Source organism: Mycolicibacterium psychrotolerans (genome assembly GCF_010729305.1).
GTDB classification, from domain to species: domain Bacteria; phylum Actinomycetota; class Actinomycetes; order Mycobacteriales; family Mycobacteriaceae; genus Mycobacterium; species Mycobacterium psychrotolerans.
The window spans coordinates 3,928,379-3,949,048 of the sequence record NZ_AP022574.1 but is presented as its reverse complement, the minus strand read 5'-3'; the positions used below and the strand labels follow the sequence as shown (position 1 = coordinate 3,949,048).

Here is a 20,670-nt window from a genome sequence, read left to right as displayed (position 1 = left end):
CGTTGTCATGGTCATGGGTACACGAAAGACCGAAGCCGAAGTCGTCGGATTCCAGGCCTCACCGGCGCTGAGCGGGGCGCTGCAGCGCGTCCTCGTCGATCTGATCGAGCTCCACCTGCAGGGCAAGCAGGCGCACTGGAACGTCGTCGGCACCAACTTTCGCGACTTGCATCTGCAACTCGACGAGGTCGTCGACTTCGCCCGCGAAGCCAGCGACACCATCGCCGAACGCATGCGCGCGCTCGACGCGGTTCCCGACGGCAGGTCCGACACGGTGGCCGCCTGCACCTCGCTGCCCGAGTTCCCGGCCTTCGAACACAGCACCGGCGAGGTCGTCGACCTGATCGCCGCCCGCGTCTACGCCGCGGTGGCCACGCTGCGGGAGGTGCACGACACCGTGGACGCCGAGGATGCGAGCACGGCCGACATCCTGCACCAGCTGATCGACGGCCTGGAGAAGCTCGCCTGGCTGATCAAGTCGGAGAACCGGAAGGTGTGACGGCCTGGGCCCGGTGCCCCACCAGATACCAGGTGTGCATCGGGCCCTTGCCCTTGACCTCCACGTAGCCGCGTTCCTCGAGTACGAAGCGCTCGCGCAGCCGCTGGTACACGTCGTCGGGCACCTGGATCCTTCCTTCGACGTCGGTGGTCTCCATCCGGGAGGCGACGTTGACCGCGTCGCCCCACACGTCGTAGAAGAACTTCTTGGCGCCGACGACACCCGCGACCACGGGTCCGCACGCCATGCCGATCCGCAGCGGAACGGCCCGGCCCTGCCGGTCGGTGAGCCCGGAGACCGCGTCGGCCATGTCCAGAGCGAGCGCCGCAAGGGCTTCGAGGTGGTCCGACCGCGGCGTGGGCACACCGCTGACCACCATGTAGGAGTCGCCGCTCGTCTTCACTTTCTCCAGCCCGTGCCGGTCCACGAGCGCATCGAGGTCGGTGTAGAGCCGGTCCAGGAACCGCACCAGTTCGGCCGGGGCGGTGTCGCTGGCGCGCTTGGTGTACCCGGCGATGTCGGCGAACAGAATCGACGCGTCGTCGTACTTGTCGGCGATCACCGAGCGCGCCGGATCTTTGAGCCGGTCGGCGATCGTCTCGGGGAGGATGTTGGCGAGCAACCGTTCGGAGCGTTCGTATTCGGCTTCCATGGCCCGTTCGGCCCGTTCGGTCTCACGCAGGGTGTACCAGAGGGTCGCGAAGATCATCACCACCGACGACACCACCGAACTGATGAATCCGACCGTCAGCATCCAGGGCGGTCCGATGCCCCGGTCGTTGGGCACCGTGAGCTCCAGCGCGATCATCAGCACGACGCCGATGGCCGCGATCACCGCGGCCAGGGCTATGCGCTCCACGCCGAGCACCAGGACCACCAGGGACGCCGACACTAGGAAGTAGAACTGCAGTCCCGTACCGGTGCCCATCGTGAAGCAGAAGAAGCCCACCGACAGGTAGGCGAAGACGACGAACGTCACCGGCGCGACGATTTCGCCGAGCGGGCACAGCCGCGGGATGCTCAGGAACGCCAGCCCGCACAGGATGTTGATGACGCCCAACCACCACAGCGATCCACCGATCATCAGCTGGAAGACCCCGAAGGCCGCCGACACGGCCGCGGCGATCCACCCCGCGATGGTGAGCACACGGATACGCCGGGAGACGGCTTCGGCACGGTGGCGGTTCAGGGAGGTCGCGCGGCCCTGCAGTGCCACCTCGGGCACGCAGACGGGCCGAACGTTCAGCACGGCCGGAGCTTATCGCTCCGTCGAGGGATAACCTGCTGAAATGACGCGTATCGCGTGCTGTCAGATCGATCCCGTGATCGTCGACCTCGAGGGGAACACCGAGCGCGTCGCCGCGGCCGTGGCCGACGCGTCCGGGGCCGGCGCCGACGTCATCGTGCTGCCGGAACTGGTGACGTCGGGGTACATGCTCGCCGACGACGCCGAGGCCCGCGCCGCCTCGCTCGCGCCCGATGATCCGCGGTTCGCCGAATGGGCTGCGGCGGCAGGAAATTCACTCGTGGTGCTGGGCTTCTGCGAACAGGGTGACGACGGGCTGCTGTACAACAGCGCGGCGGTGCTCGACGGGGGAGCGGTGACGGCGGTCTACCGCAAGACGCATTTGTGGGATCGCGAGAAGCTGATCTTCACTCCCGGCGGCGATCTACCGCCGGTGGTGCAGACGCGGCACGGCGCGATCGCGGTGATGCTCTGCTACGACCTCGAATTCGGGGAGCTGACTCGGCGCGCGGTGGTCGACGGCGCGGATCTGATCGTCGCCCCGGTCAACTGGCCGCTGTTCCCGCGGCCCGAGGGGGAGCACCCCGGGGAGGTCATCACGGCGATGTCGACGGCACGCACCAATCACGTCGCGGTGGCGGCCTGCGACCGTGCCGGCGTGGAACGCGGTCAGCGGTGGACGGAGGGCACCGCGATCGTAAGCGCCGACGGCTGGGTGGTGGCCGAAGCCGGACCGGGCGAGCGCACGGTGATGGCCGACCTCGACCTGTCGCTGAGTCGGAACAAGATGCTCACCGAGCACGTCCACCTGCTCGACGACCGCCGGCTCGATCTGTACTGACGCCGACCGTCCACGCTGCAGCCAGCTGCCATGCGATGATCGAGTAGATCGCTCCGCGCTCGAAGAGGCCGGTGGGTAGCTCGGTGTTCACCAGCAGCACCGCTGACAACACGCCCAAGGCGCCGAGCCCGTAGCCGGCCACTCGCGACGCCTGGGAATCGTCGGGCACGCCTGCCCAGCCGGCCGTGCCGGCGGCGAGGTTGCCCCCGATGATGGCCGCGGTCGCACCCGCGGCGTGTAGCACCTGCCACATGCCGCTGCCGCCGCTGGGGAAGAGGCCGACCACGACCGACCCGGCGCCGTACATGCAGGCGAACACGACGAACGCCAGCCCCCCGCGGCGTGGCCGGGTGGCCCACACGGCCAGCGCTCCGGCGACGACGAACGCCAGTCCCTGGAGCCGGAACGCGGCGTTCATCCACCACGCCAGGTCAGAAGCCGGCCGGCCGAGGTCACTGACGTAGTCGCGGGCGTAGCTGTAGTCCGGAACGTGCGCCGCTGTGACCGCTTCCACCGCGAGATAGCCGACGCCGGCCGCAGTCCAGAGAAACGCGGCCGTCCATCGAACCGTCGAAGCCCTCGGGGTGCGCACCACGCCAGGGTGCCAGCCGCTGACATCGGGCGCGGGCGGGAAATCGGCGGCCAGCTACACGCGGCGCTGAAACACCGTCATGGTGTTTGCAGTATCAAGATCAAAATACGGTTGTAGCAGTTTATGGAAGCGAATTGTTTGGTTAAGAAAGTTGCCAGATTGCATGAACACGCGTGTTTGCGATGTAAAGTCCTCGATACCAGGGAGCTCATCGGGGGGTTCTCGTTTCAGGGGGAGGAAATCACTTGACAACGAAATTGGCTCAGGTCGCCTGCATCGGGGTCACTGCATCGGCAATGCTCTTCGCGCCGCTGGCAGCACCATCGGCGTCGGCCTACTACGCATGCCGTGCCGACCAGGGCGACACCTGTAACGGGGTAAAGGCACTGCTCCTCGGGGGCCACGATAACTACGCGGTCCTCACAGAGGAGCAGATGGCGACCGCCTTCGGCGGATACTTCGCCGTCTACGACTCGCGCACATCGGTGCCGTTCCCAGGCAACGCTCCGTACTCCGAGTCGATCCCCGCGGGAGCGACCAATCTGTACAACGCTGTCCTCGCAGAACCGGACGGCACCGTGATGACAATCGGAGGAGTCAGCCAAGGCTCACCCTCGGTGATGGAGGCGCTCAAGCGACTCGAGAATCTGCGGGAAGCAGGTTCTACCGATGTCCCCGATGCCGATCACATGAACGTGCTGATGTACGGGACGCCCAGCCCCATCTTCTACACCGGATCCGGCTACTACCCCCGGATACCGACAACGCCCTACGACATCTACATGGTCTCCGCGGAGTACGACGGTATCGCCGACATGCCCGACAACCTATTCAACATCCTCGCGGTGCTGAATGCGATTGAAGGTGCGGATCGGTTGCATGTGGACGCGGCGTTCAACATCGACTTCGCCAACGACCCGCTGCACTACAAGCAGGTCACCAACAAGGACAACGGCACCACGACCTACGTCGTGATTCCCTACAAAGAGCAAATCCTGCCGTTGCTCAAGCCCTGGGAGGAGGCCGGCGCGGACCCGGTGAGGCTGGCGAAGCTGTCGGCGTTCCTCAAGCCGATCATCGATTCGGCGTACAGGCGCAACGGTTACTTCGAAAAGAAAAAATGGGTCGACGGCCTGGTCAGCATTCCGTTGCCGGCCGCAGCGACACCGGATGCCGGCGCCACGACCGTGACCACCACCGCCGCCACTGCGGCGAAGGTGCAGAACGCCGCGGATGTCGTCACCCCGCCGGCGCAGCCGACGGATTACGTCGGCAAGCACCGGGCCGCCGAGCCGACAGGTAACGACACCGCAAACAAGGACACCAAGAAGGTCGCGCGCGACTTCGTCAAGCACCTGAAGAACGAGATCAAAAAGCTCACGACGAAGAAGACCAAGACGGAGTCGTCATCTCAACCCAAGACCGACGAGAAGGACGAGAAGGACGAGAAGAAGGACACCACGGCTAACGAAACGGCCAAGGAATCGTCGTCCTCCAGCGTCGGCAGCAGCGACACCGGATCGGAGAGCTGACCGCCCCCAGGCTCTCCCGGGACGCCCCGCCTTCATCACGAGGGCGGGGCTTCTTGCTTTAGCTTTCGCCGTCCACGGGTGGATTGCTGCCGACGGGTCCGCCTGCACCGCCGCCGCTCGAACCCGCGACGCTGTCTTCCGGCGCAACAGGCTGATTGCGTCCACTCTCACCGGGAACACCGTTGGTGCCACCGCTGGATCCCGAGGTTGACCCGCCGTTGCTGTCCGTGCCAGGGACGACTGCCGCGGGCTCGACAGGCTGCGGGCCGACCCAACCCAGCTGGTCCTGAAAGTCGCTCTGGTAGATGACACTGTCGGGGTTTTCGCCGACGACGTCGAAGTAGAGCTTCCCCGACGTGGTGCCGCCTGGACCCAGAGGTGCGCCGGGAAGGGTGGAGACGGTCGGCAACACGCGATAGTCCACCCCGGCGGGAGTGCGGGCCACGAAATTGTTCGGCTGTGGAACGACCGTTCCGACCACCGCAGCAGAGGACACGTTGGCTTCGTACAGTCGGCCGGCGACCGGGAACGGAACCACGTCGCCGCTTGGCCTGAGATCCCGAACCGTGTATCCGATCTCACTGCTGAAGTCGGACAAACTGACGTAGGTCTTCAGCGTCTCCTGTACACCGAATCCTTTCAAATTGTTGACCGCCGAGGCGGTCACCAGCGGGCTGAAGGCGAACAACGCTGTCGTGCCGATGGCGACACCAGTCATTCGCATGAGTCGTTTACTTGTCATTTGAACTCCGATACGTCGGGGTGGGCGCAGGTACCCCTCGATCGCGAGCGCAAACGCTCGTGAGTGCCCTCGGTGAGATTCGAACTCACACTGGACGGGTTTTGAATCCGTTTCCTCTGCCAGTTGGGATACGAGGGCTTCCCGGGCAGTGCGTGCACCGCCGTGCGGCCTCCCACCATAGAGGATGGCCCCGCGGTCGCTCATCCCGGCTTCGCCGGACACAATGTTGTCCATGACTGCGTCCCCGACAGATGCCGCCCCGCCGCGCCGAGTGCTCATCGCCGAGGACGAGGCGCTCATCCGGCTCGACCTGGCCGAGATGCTGCGCGAGGAGGGCTACGAGATCGTCGGCGAGGCCGGCGACGGGCAGGAGGCCGTCGATCTCGCCGAATCGCTGCGTCCGGATCTGGTGATCATGGACGTCAAGATGCCCCGCCGCGACGGCATCGACGCTGCGGCCGAGATCGCCGGCAAGCGCATCGCGCCCATCGTCATCCTCACCGCGTTCAGCCAGCGCGACCTGGTCGAGCGTGCCCGCGACGCCGGCGCGATGGCCTATCTGGTCAAGCCGTTCAACATCACCGACCTGATCCCGGCGATCGAGGTGGCGGTCAGCCGGTTCAGCGAGATCTCCGAACTGGAGAAAGAAGTTGCCAACCTGTCCGACCGGTTGGAGACCCGCAAGCTCGTGGAGCGCGCCAAGGGTTTGCTGCAGACCAAGCAGAACATGTCCGAACCCGAGGCCTTCAAGTGGATCCAGCGGGCCGCGATGGACCGCCGAACCACCATGAAGCGGGTCGCCGAGGTGGTCCTCGAGACTCTCGACCCCCCCACGGACGACGCCGCACCTGCCGCACCGTGACGGCCTGTCCAGGCACAGTCCGTTAAGTCTGCGTTTCCGAAATCGACATTCGGCGGATCCGGACACCCGATCGACGCCACGCGTTCCTCAACATCACGCACCGCGGCGGCGCGTTGGTTATGGTCGTCGCGAAGCACCGCCGCCTCCGCCGTCCGGGGTAGGCACGACGGTGTCGATAAACACATGACACGGAGGTGGGACGTGCGCGGTCGCGTGGCACGCAATGCATTTGCTCTCGGTAGCGCGGGACTGATTGTGCTGGCTCTTGCCGGCTGCAATCAGAGCGCGCCCGAGGAGGAGTCGTCGCAAGCGAATCTGAAGATCGTCGAGAAGGTCCAGATTGACGAGAGCGGCGCCGAGGTCAAGGCCGCCGAAGGTCTCTCACCGGCTGATCCGGCAGGTGATGGCAAGGCCACCTGCCCGCCAGTGTCGATCGCCATGGCCGGCGCCCTCAACGGCCCCGACGCGGCGCTGGGTATCAACATCAAGAACGGCGTCCAGTTGGCCATCGACAAGCACAACGCCGCCAACCCCGGCTGCCAGGTGCAGCTCAAGCCGTTCGACACCGAGGGCGACCCGCAAAAGGCCACCGCAATCGCCCCTCAGATCGTCGACGACCAGTACACGATCGGCCTGGTCGGCCCGGCGTTCTCGGGCGAGACCAAGGCCACCGGCGGCGTGTTCGACCAGGCAGGTCTGGTCGCGGCCACCGCGTCGGCGACGAACGTGACGCTGTCGGAGAACGGCTGGAAGACCTTCTTCCGCGGTCTGGCCAACGACGGCGTCCAGGGGCCCTCGGTCGCCAACTACCTGAAGAACACGCTCGCCAACAAGAAGGTGTGCGTCGTCGACGACAGCACCGACTACGGCCTCGGCCTTGCCCAGGCGGTGCGCGACACGCTCGGGCCGGTGGCGGATTCGGCATGCAACATCTCGGTCAAGAAGGGCGACAAGGACTTCTCCGCCGCGGTGACCCAGGTCAAGGGTGCCGCTCCGGATTCGGTCTTCTACAGCGGTTACTACGCCGAGGCGGCGCCGTTCGTCCAGCAGCTCAAGGACGGCGGGTTCGAGGGCAAGTTCGTCAGCGCGGACGGCACCAAGGACCCCGAGTTCGTCAAGCAGGCCGGTGAGTCCTCCAAGGGCGCACTGCTGTCCTGCCCGTGCGGTCCGGCGACGGGCTCCTTCGCCGACGAGTACACCAAGAAGTTCAATCAGGCTCCCGGCACCTACAGCACCGAGGGCTATGACCTGGGCACCATCCTGCTCAAGGGCATCGACTCCGGGGCCATCACCCGGCCGGCGCTGCTCGACTTCGTGCGCAACTACGACGGCCAGGGTGTGGCGCGTAAGTACCAGTGGACGCCCACCGGTGAGCTCACCACCACGCTGATCTGGATGTACGAAGTTCAATAACCGCTGACGCGAAACGCGTCCGGGCTCGACGCTCGGACGCGTTTTGCACTCTTTCGAGGAGTCCGCCCCACCGATGATCCTGGCCGCCAACATCAACTTCAACGTCGGAGCGCTGTTCGACAGCTTCTGGCAGTTGACGATCGACGGGTTGTCCTGGGGCGCGATCTACGCGCTGGTGGCCGTGGGGTACACCCTGGTGTTCGGCGTGCTGCGGCTGATCAACTTCGCGCACTCGGAGATCTTCATGCTGGGCATGTTCGGCGCCTACTTCGCGCTGGACATGATCCTGGGCTTCACCCCGAGCGGCAACGCCTACAACAAGGGTGTCGTGCTGACGATCGTCTACCTCGGGGTGGCGATGCTGTTCGCGATGCTCGTCTCGGGCGGGGCCGCCGTCGGATTGGAGTTCGTCGCGTACCGGCCCCTGCGCCGCCGGAACGCCCGTTCGTTGACGTTCCTGATCACGGCGATCGGCATGTCGTTCGTCCTGCAGCAGTTCGTGCTGTTCATCCTGCCCAAGCTCATCCCGGGCTACGGCGGGCCGAACGCCCAGCAGCCGATAGTGCTGGTGCAGCCCAAGACCCAGTTCACGTTCTTCGGGGTGGCGGTCTCCAACGTCACGATCGTGATCATCGTCGCCGCGATGGTGCTGGCGGTGCTGACCGATCTGGCGATCAACCGCACGAAATTCGGCCGCGGGATCCGGGCCGTGGCGCAGGATCCGACCACCGCGACGTTGATGGGGGTGTCGCGGGAGCGCATCATCATGACGACGTTCCTCATCGGTGGCCTGCTGGCGGGCGCGGCCGCGCTGCTCTACACCCTCAAGGTGCCGCAGGGCATCATCTACTCCGGCGGATTCCTGCTCGGCATCAAGGCGTTCTCGGCGGCCGTGCTCGGCGGGATCGGCAACCTGCGCGGCGCGCTTCTGGGCGGTCTGATCCTGGGCATCATGGAGAACTACGGGCAGGCCGTGTTCGGTACCCAGTGGCGTGACGTCGTCGCGTTCGTCCTGCTGGTGCTGGTGCTGTTGGTGCGCCCGACGGGCATACTCGGCGAAAGCCTGGGGAAGGCACGGGCATGAGGGCAACGTGGGCGCGGGTGACCGCCTGGTGGGACGGGTTGTCGCGCGTGCAGAAATGGCTGTTCGGCATCATCCTGTTCGCCGGGTTGGCGCTGTCGCCGTTGTTCACCCCGCCGTTCATCGACACCCCGGGAATCAGCTTCGGCGGCACCATGGCGCAGTTCGCGATGGTCGCGATCATCGCGATCGGCCTGAATGTCGTTGTGGGCCAAGCGGGTCTGCTCGACCTGGGCTACGTGGGGTTCTACGCCGTCGGCGCCTACACGGTGGCACTGCTCACCAGCCCGGAGAGTCCGTGGAACCAGGTCGGTCCCGACGGCTTCTTCAGCACGCCGTGGGCCTGGCTGTCGTGCGTTCCGCTGGCGATGGCGTTCACGGCGCTGACAGGGCTCATCCTCGGCTTCCCGACACTGCGGTTGCGCGGTGACTACCTCGCGATCGTGACGCTGGGCTTCGGCGAGATCATCCGGTTGATGGCCGACAACCTCGCCGACATCACCAACGGCCCACGCGGCCTCAACGGGGTGGCCTTTCCACACATCCTCGAAAGCGAGAAGAACCCGCAAGGGGTGTTCTCGGTGTCGAACTCGACGGGCGACGCGAACTACGGCACCTGGTGGTTCTGGCTCGGCCTGATATTGATCGTCATCATCCTGCTGCTGGTGGGCAACCTCGAACGCAGCCGGGTCGGTCGGGCGTGGATCGCGGTACGCGAAGACGAAGACGCCGCAGAGGTCATGGGCGTCAACACCTTCCGATTCAAACTGTGGGCGTTCACCATCGGTGCCGCGATCGGCGGTCTGTCCGGCGCGCTGTACGCCGGCCAGGTGCAGTACGTCGCGCCACCGACGTTCAACATCATCAACTCGATGCTGTTCCTTTGCGCGGTCGTGCTCGGCGGCCAGGGCAACAAGCTGGGCGTCATCCTCGGCGCGTTCATCATCGTGTACCTGCCCAACCGCCTTCTGGGCGTGCACTTCCTGGGCATCGACATGGGCAACCTGAAGTATCTGTTCTTCGGGCTGGCGCTGGTCGTGCTGATGATCTTCCGGCCGCAGGGTCTTTTCCCGGCCCGCCAGCAGCTGCTCGCCTACGGCAAGGCGGCCCGGAATCTGTTGCGTGCCGGTCCGAAGGACACGCCGACGGTGAAGGAGCCGGCGCAATGAGCATCGAAGATCTCGCCGGCGTGCACCGCGAGATCGCGGCCGACGAGGGGGAGGTGCTTCTGCAGACCACGGATCTGACCGTGAAGTTCGGCGGGCTGACCGCTTTGGACTCGGTGACCTTCGACATCCGTCGCGGTGAGATCCTCGGGCTCATCGGCCCCAACGGCGCGGGCAAGACCACCTGCTTCAACGCGATCACGGGTGTCTACCGGCCGAGCTCGGGTTCGGTGGTGTTCGACGGTGAGCCGATCGGCCGGATCAAGCGGCACCAGATCACCCGGCGGGGCATCGCCCGCACGTTCCAGAACATCCGGCTGTTCGGTGAGATGACCGCCCTGGAGAACGTCATGGTCGGCACCGACGCGCGGCACCACACGTCGGTGCCCGGCGCGCTGTTCCGCTCGCCGCGGCACCGCCGCGAGGAACGCTCGGCGGTCGAGAGATCGGCTGCATTGCTCCATTTCGTCGGAATCGCGCACCGGGGGGAGGAGAAGGCCAAGAACCTGTCCTACGGCGATCAGCGCCGGCTGGAGATCGCCCGGGCGCTGGCCACCGAACCCAAGCTGCTGTGCCTGGACGAGCCGGCGGCGGGATTCAACCCGAGCGAGAAGTCCGCGCTCATCGATCTGATTCGCAAGATCCGCGACGACGGCTACACCGTCCTGCTGATCGAACACGACATGCGGTTGGTGATGGGGGTGACCGACCGGATCGTGGTGCTGGAGTTCGGTCGCAAGATCGCCGACGGCCTGCCCGCCGAGATCCGCGAGGACCCCAAGGTCATCGCCGCCTACCTGGGGGTGCCCGATGACGACCTCACCTGACTCTCGACCCGTGCTGCTGGAGGCACGCGACCTGGTGGTGCACTACGGCCGGATCAAGGCCCTGCACTCGGTGTCGCTCACCGTGCACGAGGGTGAACTGGTCACGCTGCTCGGCTCCAACGGCGCGGGCAAGACCACGATGATGCGGGCGATCTCGGGTCTGCTGCCGCTGACGTGGGGTTCGGTGTGGTTCGACGGACGCGACGTCAGCCGTGTCAAAGCGCACCGTCGGGTCGCCGACGGGCTGATCCAAGCACCTGAGGGCCGTGGCGTCTTCCCGGGGATGACGATCGTCGAGAACCTCGAAATGGGTTGCTACGGACGGAAATTCGCGTCGAAGGCCGAGCATGACGAGCGGCTGGACTGGATCCTCGAGACGTTCCCGCGGCTGGCCGAACGCAGAACCCAGGTGGGCGGCACGCTGTCGGGCGGGGAGCAGCAGATGCTCGCGATCGGCCGCGCGCTGATGGCCCGCCCCAAGGTGTTGCTGCTCGACGAGCCGTCGATGGGTCTCGCACCGATGGTCATCTCGCAGATCTTCAAGATCATCGCCGAGATCAACGCGACCGGCACCACGGTGCTGCTGGTCGAGCAGAACGCCCAGCAGGCGCTGAGCCGGTCCGACCGCGCGTACATCCTCGAGACCGGTGAGGTCACCCGCACCGGCAACGCCCGAGACCTGCTGGCCGACGACAGCATCCGCGCGGCCTACCTCGGCGTCGCGTAGCCTTCCTCGCTTGCCGCACGCGCAGGCACGGTGAACCCGATGGCCCTCTCCGTCGTCATCACTGTGTAGGGGTGCGATGCCGAAGCGCCCGGAAACGGAGTGGACCCATGATGCTCAAGCTCATCGCCGCAAGTGGTCTCGCAGGCATGGCGGCCGTCGGCGCCATCACCCTGACGGTCGCGCCGGGCCAGACGCCCGCCGGGCCCTATCTGACCAACCAGCCGACCGCGGTCACCACCACGACCAGCCCGCCGACGTACACCGGCCGCCCGGGCTACTGACGCTCACTCGATGCGGAAGCGCTTCAGCCGGGACGTCGCGCCCGCGGCCAGTCGGATGCGTCCTCGCGGGACACCGAGATGTTCGGCGAGCAACCGGAGGACGGCCTCGTTGGCCTTGCCGTCCACCGCCCGCTCACGTACATAGATCGTCAGCGCGCCGTCGGGTGCGGTCTCGACCAGTGGGCCCTTCGTGCTGCCCGGCTTGACGTGTACGGCGACGGTCTCGGCCACCGTCTACCGCGCGACGACGACCGAGGAGCCGTGGCCGAACAGACCCTGGTTGGCGGTGACGCCGACCGTGGCGCCGTCGACCTGCCGGCCGGTGGCCCGGCCACGAAGCTGCCAGCTCAATTCGCAGACCTGCGCGATGGCCTGCGCCGGAATGGCTTCGCCGAAGCTGGCGAGGCCGCCGGACGCGTTGACCGGGATGCGGCCGCCGATGCTGGTCGCGCCGCTGCGCAGCAGATGCTCGGCCTCACCCTTGGCGCACAGGCCCAGGTGCTCATACCAGTCGAGTTCCAGTGCGGTGGACAGATCGTAGACCTCGGCCAGGCTGAGGTCCTCCGGCCCGATGCCGGCCTCGGCGTAGGCGGCGTCGAGGATCTGGTCTTTGAACACCCGCTCGGGGCCCGGCACCACCGCAGTGGAATCCGTTGCGATGTCCGGCAGTTCGGGAAGATGCTGCGGGTACTGCGGCGACTGCAGGCTCACCGCGCGCACCGACGGAACGCCCTCGACCGAGCCGAGGTGTTTCTCGGCGAAGGCCTTGCTCGCCACGATCAGCGCGGCAGCGCCGTCCGACGTCGCGCAGATGTCCAGCAGCCGCAGCGGATCCGACACCACCGGGCTGGCCAGCACGTCGTCGACCGTGGCTTCTTTGCGATACCGGGCGTTCGGGTTGTTCAGCCCGTGCCGGGCGTTCTTGACCTTCACCTGTGCGAAGTCCTCGAGCGTGGCGCCGTAGAGGTCCATCCGGCGCCGCGCCAGCAGTGCGAAGTAGACGGTGTTGGTCGCGCCGATGAGATGGAATCGCTGCCAGTCGGGGTCGTTCTTGCGCTCTCCGCCGACGGGCGCGAAGAAGCCTTTGGGGGTGGTGTCGGCTCCGATCACCAGGGCGACGTCGCAGAAGCCGGCCAGGATCTGCGTCCGGGCGCTCTGCAGCGCCTGAGATCCGCTGGCGCATGCGGCGTAGCTCGAGGTGACGGGAATGCCGTTCCACCCCAGCTTCTGGGCGAAGGTCGCGCCGGCGACGAAGCCGGGGTAGCCGTTGCGGATCGTGTCCGCGCCGGCGACGAGCTGGATCTGGCGCCAGTCCAGGCCGGCCTCGGCCAGTGCCGCGCGGGCGGCGACGACGCCGTACTCGGTGAAGTCGCGTCCCCACTTGCCCCACGGGTGCATGCCGGCACCGAGGATGTAGACCGGGTCGGGTGTGCTCATCGGGCGATCCTCCACGCGTGCACGATGCGTTCGACTCCGTCGTCGTCGACGTAGAGCGGCATCGTGGTCAATTCCATCTCCATGCCGACCTTCAGGTCGGCGGCCAGGGTGCCCTCGACGACCTTGCCGAGCACGATCAACCCTTCGTCGGCCAACTCGACTGCGGCGACGGCGAACGGCTCGAACGGATCCGGCGACGGGTACGGCGGCGGCGGCGCGTAGCGGTTCTCCGTGTAGCTCCACAGCGTGCCGCGCCGGGACAGCGGCACCTGGGCGAGCTCGTCGCCGTCGCAGCCGGGGTTGGGGCAGTTGTTCGCGCGCGGCGGGAACACGTACGTCCCGCAGTGGTGACACTTGGCGCCGATCAGATAGGGCTGACCCGACCCGTCGGTGGCGAACCAGCCGTCGACCGCGGGTTGTGTGGATGCTGACACGCGGTCAGCGTACCCAGTCCGGCCAAAAAACTGAAACGTGTTCCAGTTTGAAAGTTGGGATCGGTGCACGTGCACGGCTCCGGGCCGATCGATCCTGCCGCATTCGGCGGGCCGTCGCTGCAGGACTACGCGGCGCTCGCCCGTGACGCGCAGGCCCGCGGATTCACCGACGAGGCCGGCATGATCGCGCTCGCGTCAGAGCGGGGCTGGAACCCCGCCGACACCAAAGCCGCTCTCGACGGTTGGGTGCAGCGGATGGGTGAGTCGATGGCTGTGGGTCAACAGTTCCGGAAGCTTCTCGGCTACTGAGCGCTGACCTCGAGCAGGATGTGCAGCACCTCTTCGGGCTTGTCCCGCATCAGGTTGTGCCTGCCGTCCAGTTCGTGCACGTTCCAGGTGGGGTCGTGGCGCACCCGCTCGTAGGAGGGGAGCAGCGGTGAGTCGCCCGGCCAGTCCAGTGCGTAGACGAAGACGCGCTGCCGGAATCGGCTCAGCCCGCCGCGCAGGCGGAGGGGTTGCAGCACCGTCGCGAGCGGATGGGCTGTGGCGCGGTCGTCGAAGAACGGCATCGGCGGCACGCCGAAACCGGTGTCGTCGACGGCGACGTACCACCGCCGCTCCTCGTCGTTGACCAGGTCCCAGCAGGCTTCGCCGTCGTGGGGCACCACCGCGTCCAGGAAGACCAGCGAGTCCACGCGATCGGGAATCCTGTCGGCGGTTCCGGTGATCACCATGCCGCCGTAGCTGTGCCCGACGAGGATCAGTTCGTCATCAGCGGCCGAGTCGTTGTCGATGGCGGCCAGCACATCGGTGATGTGGGTGTCGAGGTTGACCCCGCCGGGCAACAGATGCGCGCGTTCGGCGACGCCGGTGAGGGTGAGCGCCAGCACGTGGTGGCCGGCTGCCCGCAGCGACACCGTCAGGTCGTCGAAACACCAACTGCCGTGGCACATTCCGGGAACGAGGACGTAGGTGGACATCTCGGGCCTCCTTTCTGCTCCCAGGGTGCGTCGACCGCCATCGATAAGTCCAATACCGATTGCTGTGCACACCTATAAGCTGACATTATGGAGCTACGTCAGCTCGAGTACTTCGTCGCCGTCGCCGAGGAGGGCAGCTTCACCCGGGCGGCCCAGCTCGAACGCGTGGCTCAGCCTGCGGTGAGCGCGCAGATCCAGCGCCTCGAGCGGCAGGTGGGCCAGCCACTGCTGATGCGGTCCAGCCGCGAGGTCCGGCTGACGCAGGCGGGCGCCGCGATGTTGCCCCACGCGCGGGCGGCGCTCGCCGCCGTCCGCGACGCCCAGCAGGCGGTCGACGAGGTGGCGAACCTGGTGCGGGGCACGGTGGCGATCGGCACGGTGACGCTGCATCCGGTCGACGTGGCGCGACTGATGGCCGATTTCCATGCCGCCCATCCCGGGGTGGAGATCAGCCTGCGCACGGACAATTCCGACGTCCTGCTGGCTCAGCTCGCCGACGGGACACTCGACGCGGCCATCGTGTCCATCGCTGTCGACGAGGCGCTTGCGGATCTGGACCATGCGGTGATCACCGACGAGATCATCGAGCCGGCGGTCTCGGCGAGCCATCCGCTGCGGGCTCGGAAGATGTTGTCGCTCAGCCAATTGTGCGAGCAGCCGCTCATCTCGCTTCCCGTCGGCACGGGGCTGCGGTCGAGGCTCGACGCGGCCTGCGCAGCAGCGGGGCTACGTCCCCGGATCGCGTTCGAAGCCTCCAGCCCTGCCGAACTCGCGCAGCTGGCACGCCATGGCCTCGGTGTCGCGATCCTGCCGCGATCGATGGCGCGCGGTACCGACGGGCTGCACCCGATGCGGCTCACCCCGGCACTGCGCGGCCGGCTGGCGTGGGCATGGCGCCGCGAGACCACCAGCCCGGCGGCCCGACTGTTCTGCGCGCTCGCGTGCCGGTCGATCACGCCCGCGGAGTCTGGAGGCCACGGATGACGACATCGATCGTCTGATCGAAAGTCGCTGCGGCATCGGGTGTCTGGACGACTCCGGCCAGTTCGAGTGTGACCGCGCCGTGCTGGCCGTTCCACAGGGCCTGCGCCGCATGAAGGGGATCGAGCCCGCGGCGCAGTGTCAGACCCCTGACCATGTCGACCAGCACCGCGAACACCTCGCGCCCGCGTGCCGTCACCGGCGACGCGGGGTCGGCCGCCGGTGATCCGACGTCGAAGATCAAGGTGTACCGGGCGGGATGCGACAGGGCGAATCGGCGGTAGCCACGGCAGGCCCGGTGCAGCCGGTCGGCGGGTCCGCCCTCGGGTCCGACGTCGATGGCCGCGGCCAGATCGTCGAACGCGCGGATCGCGAGTGCGGCGAGCAGTCCGTCCTTGCTCGAGAACCTGTTGTAGACCCCCATGGGCGCGACGCCCGCCTCCCGGGCGACCGCCCGCACGGTGACCGCGGCGGCGCCGTCCCGATCGAGCACGGTCTCGGCCGCGTCGAGCAACGCGACCGAGACCTGTTCGCTGGCGGTCCGGCGTCGCGGCACCGTCACGCCACCTCGACCACGCCCCGGCGCGCCATCCACGCCAGCGTCTCGTCGGCGACGTCACGCCAGCCGTGATCGATGGTCAGGGAGTGCCCACGGCCGTGGAACTCGTGAAAGTCCGTCACGGCCTCGGAGTTCCGGTAGAGCCGGTGGGCGGCCTTCGCCGACACCAGCGGCACGGTGTGGTCGGCGGTGCCCCCGGTGATGAGCAGCGGTCCGCGGGTGCCGTTGGCGGTGGCGACGCGGGCCGGCGAACGCGGAGCGAAGTTGGCCGTCGCGGCCTCGAAAAGCGGCTTGCCGGGGGAGGGGATCGCCCACTGCTCCCACAGCGCGTCGGATTCGGCGGGACTCAACGTGTTGCCGAAGCCGTAGCGCCACTGCGACTGCGTAAGCGCCTTGGCCCGGCCTCTGTTGAGCGGGTTGCCCAGCACCGGCAGGGCCGATCGCAGCTGCGTGAGCGGCAGCGGTTTCACGCCCTTGATCGGCGCGGGGTCGATGGCGACGGCCGCCGCGGCCTTGTTCTCGCCGAGCAGTCTCTGGGCGATCAGCCCGCCGAAGGAATGTCCGATCACCACCGGCGGTGCGTCGAACTGCTCGAGAACCCGCGCGAAGTGGGCGGTGAGCTCGTCGATGCCGACGCCGGCCTGGGCCGAGGCCTGCTGCCGGGTCTCCCCGACGGTGGGCAGTTCGCCCGGCCAGGCCGGGGCGATGGCGTGATGGCCGCGCTCGGCGAAGTAGGTGATCCAGGGCTCCCAGGCGGTATGGGCGACCCAGAGTCCGTGGATGAAGACGATGTTGGTCATGGTGGTGCGCTCCTGATCCTTATAGAACAGTGTTACATAAGATCGACATCGCCTGTAACCAAACGCGCTCCGCGGTCATTCCCGATGGATCCGGTGTCGGCCCCGGTGCCTAGAGTGAAGGCCGTGAGCCCAGCCAAGACCGCGTCGGTGACCGACGAGAAGCCCACCTTGATGCTGCTGGACGGCAACTCGCTGGCGTTCCGCGCGTTCTATGCGCTGCCGGCCGAGAACTTCAAGACCCAGGGCGGGCTGACCACCAACGCGGTCTACGGGTTCACCGCCATGCTCATCAACCTGCTGCGCGACGAGCAGCCGAGCCACATCGCCGCCGCCTTCGACGTCTCCCGGCAGACCTTCCGCAAGGAGAAGTACCCGGAGTACAAGGAGGGCCGGTCGGCCACGCCTGACGAGTTCCGTGGCCAGATCGACATCACGAAAGAGGTGCTCGGGGCGCTGGGCATCACGGTGCTCGCAGAGCCGGGCTTCGAGGCCGACGACATCATCGCCACGCTGGCCACCCAGGCCGAGAACGAGGGTTACCGGGTGCTGGTGGTCACCGGGGACCGTGACTCACTGCAGCTGGTCAGCGACGACGTCACCGTGCTCTACCCCCGCAAGGGGGTCAGCGAACTGACCCGGTTCACCCCGGACGCCGTGGTCGAGAAGTACGGGCTGACGCCGACGCAGTACCCCGATTTCGCGGCGTTGCGCGGGGACCCCAGCGACAATCTGCCGGGCATCCCGGGGGTCGGCGAGAAGACCGCCACCAAGTGGATCGCCGAGTACGGCTCGCTGCAGGCGCTGGTCGACAACGTGGACAAGGTCAAGGGCAAGGTCGGTGACGCGCTGCGCGCGCACCTGTCCAGTGTGGTGCTCAACCGGGAGCTGACCGACCTGGTCAAGGAGGTGCCGCTGGCGCAGACGCCCGACACGCTGCGGATGCAGCCGTGGAACCGGGACCAGATACACCGGCTGTTCGACGACCTGGAGTTCCGGGTGCTGCGGGACCGGCTGTTCGACACGCTCGCCTCGGCCGACCCCGAAGTCGACGAGGGTTTCGAGGTCCGCGGGGAGGCGCTGCAGCCAGGGACGCTGGCGGCGTGGCTCGCCGAGCACAGTGACGGGCGCCGGTCCGGGCTGGCCGTTGTGGGCAACCATCTCGCCTTCGACAGCGACGCCACCGCGATCGCCATCGTCGCGCCCGACGGCGAGGGGCGGTACCTCGACACCGCCACCCTTGACCCGGGCGACGAGGCCGCGCTGGTGTCGTGGCTCGCCGACCCCGCCCAGCCCAAGGCGCTGCACGAGGCGAAGCTCGCCATGCACGATCTGGAAGGTCGGGGATGGCCGGTGGCGGGTGTCACCTCCGACACCGCGCTGGCCGCCTACCTGGTGCGGCCCGGCCAGCGCAGCTTCACCCTCGACGATCTGTCCCTGCGCTACCTGAAGCGCGAACTGCGCGCGGACAACCCTGAGCAACAACAACTCTCGCTGCTCGATGACTCCGATGGCGTGGACGATCAGGCCGTGCAGACGCTGCTGCTGCGCGCCAGCGCGGTGATGGACCTCGCCGACGCGCTCGACGAGGAGCTCGCCCGGATCGACTCCTCGGCCCTGCTGGGCAGCATGGAGCTCCCCGTCCAGCGGGTCCTGGCCGATCTCGAAACCGCGGGCATCGCCGTCGATCTGGACACACTCACCGAACTGCAGAGTGAGTTCGCCGGCCAGATCCGCGACGCCGCCGAGGCCGCGTACACGGTGATCGGCAAGCAGATCAATCTCGGCTCACCGAAACAGCTCCAGGTGGTGCTCTTCGACGAGCTGGAGATGCCGAAGACCAAACGGACCAAGACCGGCTACACCACGGACGCCGACGCTGTGCAGAGCCTGTTCGAGAAGACCGGTCACCCGTTTCTTCAGCATCTGCTCGCGCACCGGGACGCCACCCGTCTGAAGGTCACCGTCGACGGCCTGCTCAACTCCATCGCCTCCGACGGCCGCATTCACACCACGTTCAACCAGACGATCGCGGCCACCGGACGGCTGTCCTCGACCGAGCCGAATCTGCAGAACATCCCGATCCGCACCGAGGCCGGACGGCGGATCCGCGACGCTTTCGTCGTCGGCGCCGGCTACGCGGAGTTGATGACCGCGGACTACAGCCAGATCGAGATGCGCATCATGGCGCACCTGTCGCAGGACGCGGGCCTGATCGAAGCCTTCAACACCGGCGAGGATCTGCATTCGTTCGTCGCGTCGCGGGCGTTCGACGTCCCGATCGACGAGGTGACGCCGGATCTTCGACGGCGTGTGAAGGCCATGTCCTACGGGCTGGCCTACGGCCTGAGTGCCTACGGGCTCGCGGCGCAGTTGAAGATCTCCACCGAAGAGGCCAAGGTCCAGATGGACCAGTACTTCGCGCGTTTCGGCGGCATCCGCGACTACCTGCGCGACGTCGTCGATCAGGCCCGCAAGGACGGCTACACCTCCACAGTGTTCGGGCGCAGGCGCTACCTCCCCGAACTCGACAGCAGCAACCGCAACGTGCGCGAGGCGGCCGAGCGCGCCGCGCTCAACGCACCGATTCAGGGCAGCGCGGCCGACCTCATCAAGGTCGCGATGATCAACGTCGACTCCGCGATCAAGGAGGCGGGGCTGTCGTCGCGAATGTTGTTGCAGGTGCACGACGAACTCCTGTTCGAGGTCGTGGACGGAGAGCGGGAGGCCCTCGAAGCCCTGGTGCGCGAACACATGGGCAACGCCTACCCGCTCAACGTGCCCCTCGAGGTCTCGGTGGGCTACGGCCGCAGCTGGGATGCGGCCGCGCACTGATGACGGGTCACTCGTTCGACGACGCGGTCACGTTGCATCACACGGCGCCCGGCCGGATGCGCGCCAAGACCAGCCCGGACTGGGCGAACATGGTCGGGCCGTTCGGTGGTCTGACCGCGGCGATCATGCTGCGCGCGGTGGAGGAACAACCGGATCGGATCGGCGAGCCTCTGTCGTTGACCGTGAACTTCGCCGCCCCGATCGCCGACGGCGACGTCGACATCGCCGCAACCGCGGTGCGGACCAACCGCACCAACCAGCACTGGCTGGTCGAGCTGTCCCAGGACGGCGTCGTCAAAGCAACGGCGACAACGGTTTTCGGAATCCGCCGAGACGCATGGTCAGAGACCGAAGCCTTGCCCTGGCAGGTGCCTGCCCCCGAGGAGATCGCTCCCACGGGTCTGCACCCGACGGTGGTGTGGGCGCGCAACTTCGAGATGCGCTTCGTCGAGGGTGCGATCCCCGGCCCCGACGCCGAACCGTCGCCGTCGTCGGTGACCGCGCTGTGGGTGCGTGACCGGCATCTGCGCGCCTTCGACTTCGCCTTGCTCACCGCGGTCAGCGACGTCTTCTATCCCCGGGTCTATCTGCGCCGCGGCGCGGTGTCCCCGGCCGGGACGATCTCGCTGACGACGTACTTCCACGCCGACGGCAGCGACCTCGCCGAGATCGGCGGGGATTTTGTGCTCGCCCGCGCGCACGCGAACCGCTTCTCGCGCGGCTACTTCGACCAGTCCGCGCAGCTGTGGAGCCGCGGCGGTGAACTGCTCGTGACCACCCATCAGATGGTCTACTTCAAGACCTAGGGCCCGGCATGGGGCGGGTGCGCGCGCATGAT

At 67.2% G+C, this 20,670-nt stretch carries 23 protein-coding genes and 1 tRNA gene; 14 read left to right on the top strand and 10 right to left on the bottom strand.

The genetic code is table 11. The features are described 5' to 3' along the window. Positions 1–13 precede the first annotated feature (13 nt). Positions 14–499, top strand: coding sequence for a Dps family protein (locus tag G6N45_RS19225; RefSeq protein WP_163723691.1), 486 nt, complete (start codon positions 14–16; stop codon positions 497–499). Here the strand turns inward: G6N45_RS19225 and G6N45_RS19220 are convergent. After that, the gene (locus tag G6N45_RS19220) at positions 474–1,748 is read right to left on the bottom strand and encodes an adenylate/guanylate cyclase domain-containing protein (RefSeq protein ID WP_246228729.1); all 1,275 of its coding nucleotides are present in this window, start codon (positions 1,746–1,748) and stop codon (positions 474–476) included. The two genes, G6N45_RS19225 and G6N45_RS19220, sit on opposite strands and share 26 nt — an antisense overlap. A 40-nt stretch (positions 1,749–1,788) precedes the next feature. Between G6N45_RS19220 and G6N45_RS19215 the strand changes: the two genes are divergently transcribed. Beyond that, a complete protein-coding gene (locus G6N45_RS19215; protein ID WP_163723689.1) occupies positions 1,789–2,586 on the top strand; it encodes a nitrilase-related carbon-nitrogen hydrolase in 798 nt (265 codons plus the stop codon). Here G6N45_RS19215 and G6N45_RS19210 read toward each other — a convergent pair. Then, the gene (locus G6N45_RS19210; RefSeq protein ID WP_163723686.1) at positions 2,537–3,178 is read right to left on the bottom strand and encodes a DUF998 domain-containing protein; all 642 of its coding nucleotides are present in this window, start codon (positions 3,176–3,178) and stop codon (positions 2,537–2,539) included. The genes G6N45_RS19215 and G6N45_RS19210 overlap by 50 nt on opposite strands. Positions 3,179–3,474: 296 nt before the next feature. On the opposite strand from G6N45_RS19210, the gene G6N45_RS19205 reads away from it, so the two are divergent. Next, entirely contained in the window at positions 3,475–4,710 is a 1,236-nt protein-coding gene (locus tag G6N45_RS19205) for a PE-PPE domain-containing protein (protein ID WP_163723684.1), read from the top strand. Positions 4,711–4,768: 58 nt separating this feature from the next. On the opposite strand, the gene G6N45_RS19200 is transcribed toward G6N45_RS19205, so the two are convergent. Beyond that, complete coding sequence (locus G6N45_RS19200; protein WP_163723681.1) at positions 4,769–5,428, bottom strand: DUF1942 domain-containing protein; 660 nt, start codon at positions 5,426–5,428, stop codon at positions 4,769–4,771. An 88-nt stretch (positions 5,429–5,516) separates the two neighbouring features. Then, positions 5,517–5,590, bottom strand: a tRNA-Leu gene (locus G6N45_RS19195). Positions 5,591–5,684: 94 nt separating this feature from the next. On the opposite strand from G6N45_RS19195, the gene G6N45_RS19190 reads away from it, so the two are divergent. From G6N45_RS19190 to G6N45_RS19160, 7 genes are all read left to right on the top strand, one after another. Next, on the top strand, positions 5,685–6,314 hold the full coding sequence (locus tag G6N45_RS19190) for a two-component system response regulator PdtaR (protein WP_179965205.1): 630 nt from the start codon (positions 5,685–5,687) through the stop codon (positions 6,312–6,314). Positions 6,315–6,515: 201 nt separating this feature from the next. Next, positions 6,516–7,727: a branched-chain amino acid ABC transporter substrate-binding protein gene (locus tag G6N45_RS19185; protein WP_057146336.1), complete on the top strand. Its 1,212-nt coding sequence runs from the start codon at positions 6,516–6,518 to the stop codon at positions 7,725–7,727. A 73-nt stretch (positions 7,728–7,800) separates the two neighbouring features. Continuing rightward, positions 7,801–8,811 carry a branched-chain amino acid ABC transporter permease gene (locus G6N45_RS19180; protein ID WP_057146335.1) on the top strand — a complete coding sequence of 337 codons (1,011 nt, stop codon included), beginning with the start codon at positions 7,801–7,803 and terminating at the stop codon, positions 8,809–8,811. Next, positions 8,808–9,977, top strand: a complete 1,170-nt coding sequence (locus G6N45_RS19175) for a branched-chain amino acid ABC transporter permease (protein ID WP_057146334.1) — start codon at positions 8,808–8,810, stop codon at positions 9,975–9,977. Before G6N45_RS19180 ends, G6N45_RS19175 begins: the two co-directional genes overlap by 4 nt. Continuing rightward, positions 9,974–10,801 carry an ABC transporter ATP-binding protein gene (locus tag G6N45_RS19170; protein WP_163723677.1) on the top strand — a complete coding sequence of 276 codons (828 nt, stop codon included), beginning with the start codon at positions 9,974–9,976 and terminating at the stop codon, positions 10,799–10,801. Before G6N45_RS19175 ends, G6N45_RS19170 begins: the two co-directional genes overlap by 4 nt. Beyond that, on the top strand, positions 10,785–11,528 hold the full coding sequence (locus G6N45_RS19165) for an ABC transporter ATP-binding protein (RefSeq protein WP_163723674.1): 744 nt from the start codon (positions 10,785–10,787) through the stop codon (positions 11,526–11,528). Before G6N45_RS19170 ends, G6N45_RS19165 begins: the two co-directional genes overlap by 17 nt. 107 nt (positions 11,529–11,635) lie before the next feature. Then, entirely contained in the window at positions 11,636–11,809 is a 174-nt protein-coding gene (locus G6N45_RS19160) for a hypothetical protein (RefSeq protein WP_163723672.1), read from the top strand. Positions 11,810–11,812: 3 nt separating this feature from the next. Here the strand turns inward: G6N45_RS19160 and G6N45_RS19155 are convergent, their stop codons facing one another. The 3 genes from G6N45_RS19155 to G6N45_RS19145 are packed head-to-tail and all read right to left on the bottom strand — an operon-like array spanning position 11,813 to position 13,680. Then, positions 11,813–12,040: a DUF167 domain-containing protein gene (locus G6N45_RS19155; RefSeq protein ID WP_163723670.1), complete on the bottom strand. Its 228-nt coding sequence runs from the start codon at positions 12,038–12,040 to the stop codon at positions 11,813–11,815. A 3-nt stretch (positions 12,041–12,043) separates the two neighbouring features. After that, positions 12,044–13,246: a lipid-transfer protein gene (locus tag G6N45_RS19150; RefSeq protein ID WP_163723668.1), complete on the bottom strand. Its 1,203-nt coding sequence runs from the start codon at positions 13,244–13,246 to the stop codon at positions 12,044–12,046. Further along, on the bottom strand, positions 13,243–13,680 hold the full coding sequence (locus G6N45_RS19145; RefSeq protein ID WP_163723666.1) for a Zn-ribbon domain-containing OB-fold protein: 438 nt from the start codon (positions 13,678–13,680) through the stop codon (positions 13,243–13,245). The genes G6N45_RS19150 and G6N45_RS19145 overlap by 4 nt, the downstream gene beginning before the upstream one ends. Before the next feature lie 63 nt (positions 13,681–13,743). Here G6N45_RS19145 and G6N45_RS19140 point away from each other — a divergent pair, with 63 nt between their 5' ends. Further along, positions 13,744–13,989, top strand: a complete 246-nt coding sequence (locus G6N45_RS19140; protein WP_246229139.1) for a hypothetical protein — start codon at positions 13,744–13,746, stop codon at positions 13,987–13,989. On the opposite strand, the gene G6N45_RS19135 is transcribed toward G6N45_RS19140, so the two are convergent. After that, entirely contained in the window at positions 13,983–14,660 is a 678-nt protein-coding gene (locus G6N45_RS19135; protein ID WP_163723663.1) for an alpha/beta fold hydrolase, read from the bottom strand. The two genes, G6N45_RS19140 and G6N45_RS19135, sit on opposite strands and share 7 nt — an antisense overlap. An 87-nt stretch (positions 14,661–14,747) precedes the next feature. Here G6N45_RS19135 and G6N45_RS19130 point away from each other — a divergent pair, with 87 nt between their 5' ends. Further along, positions 14,748–15,644: a LysR substrate-binding domain-containing protein gene (locus G6N45_RS19130; RefSeq protein WP_163723661.1), complete on the top strand. Its 897-nt coding sequence runs from the start codon at positions 14,748–14,750 to the stop codon at positions 15,642–15,644. Here the strand turns inward: G6N45_RS19130 and G6N45_RS19125 are convergent. Together G6N45_RS19125 and G6N45_RS19120 are read right to left on the bottom strand one after the other, a co-directional pair. Next, entirely contained in the window at positions 15,613–16,203 is a 591-nt protein-coding gene (locus tag G6N45_RS19125; RefSeq protein WP_163723659.1) for a TetR-like C-terminal domain-containing protein, read from the bottom strand. The genes G6N45_RS19130 and G6N45_RS19125 overlap by 32 nt on opposite strands. Further along, on the bottom strand, positions 16,200–17,000 hold the full coding sequence (locus G6N45_RS19120; RefSeq protein WP_163723656.1) for an alpha/beta hydrolase: 801 nt from the start codon (positions 16,998–17,000) through the stop codon (positions 16,200–16,202). Before G6N45_RS19120 ends, G6N45_RS19125 begins: the two co-directional genes overlap by 4 nt. A 123-nt stretch (positions 17,001–17,123) precedes the next feature. Between G6N45_RS19120 and polA the strand changes: the two genes are divergently transcribed. Further along, positions 17,124–19,832, top strand: a complete 2,709-nt coding sequence (polA, locus tag G6N45_RS19115) for a DNA polymerase I (protein ID WP_163723654.1) — start codon at positions 17,124–17,126, stop codon at positions 19,830–19,832. Next, a complete protein-coding gene (locus G6N45_RS19110; protein ID WP_163723652.1) occupies positions 19,832–20,638 on the top strand; it encodes an acyl-CoA thioesterase in 807 nt (268 codons plus the stop codon). The genes polA and G6N45_RS19110 overlap by 1 nt, the downstream gene beginning before the upstream one ends. Positions 20,639–20,670 lie beyond the last annotated feature (32 nt).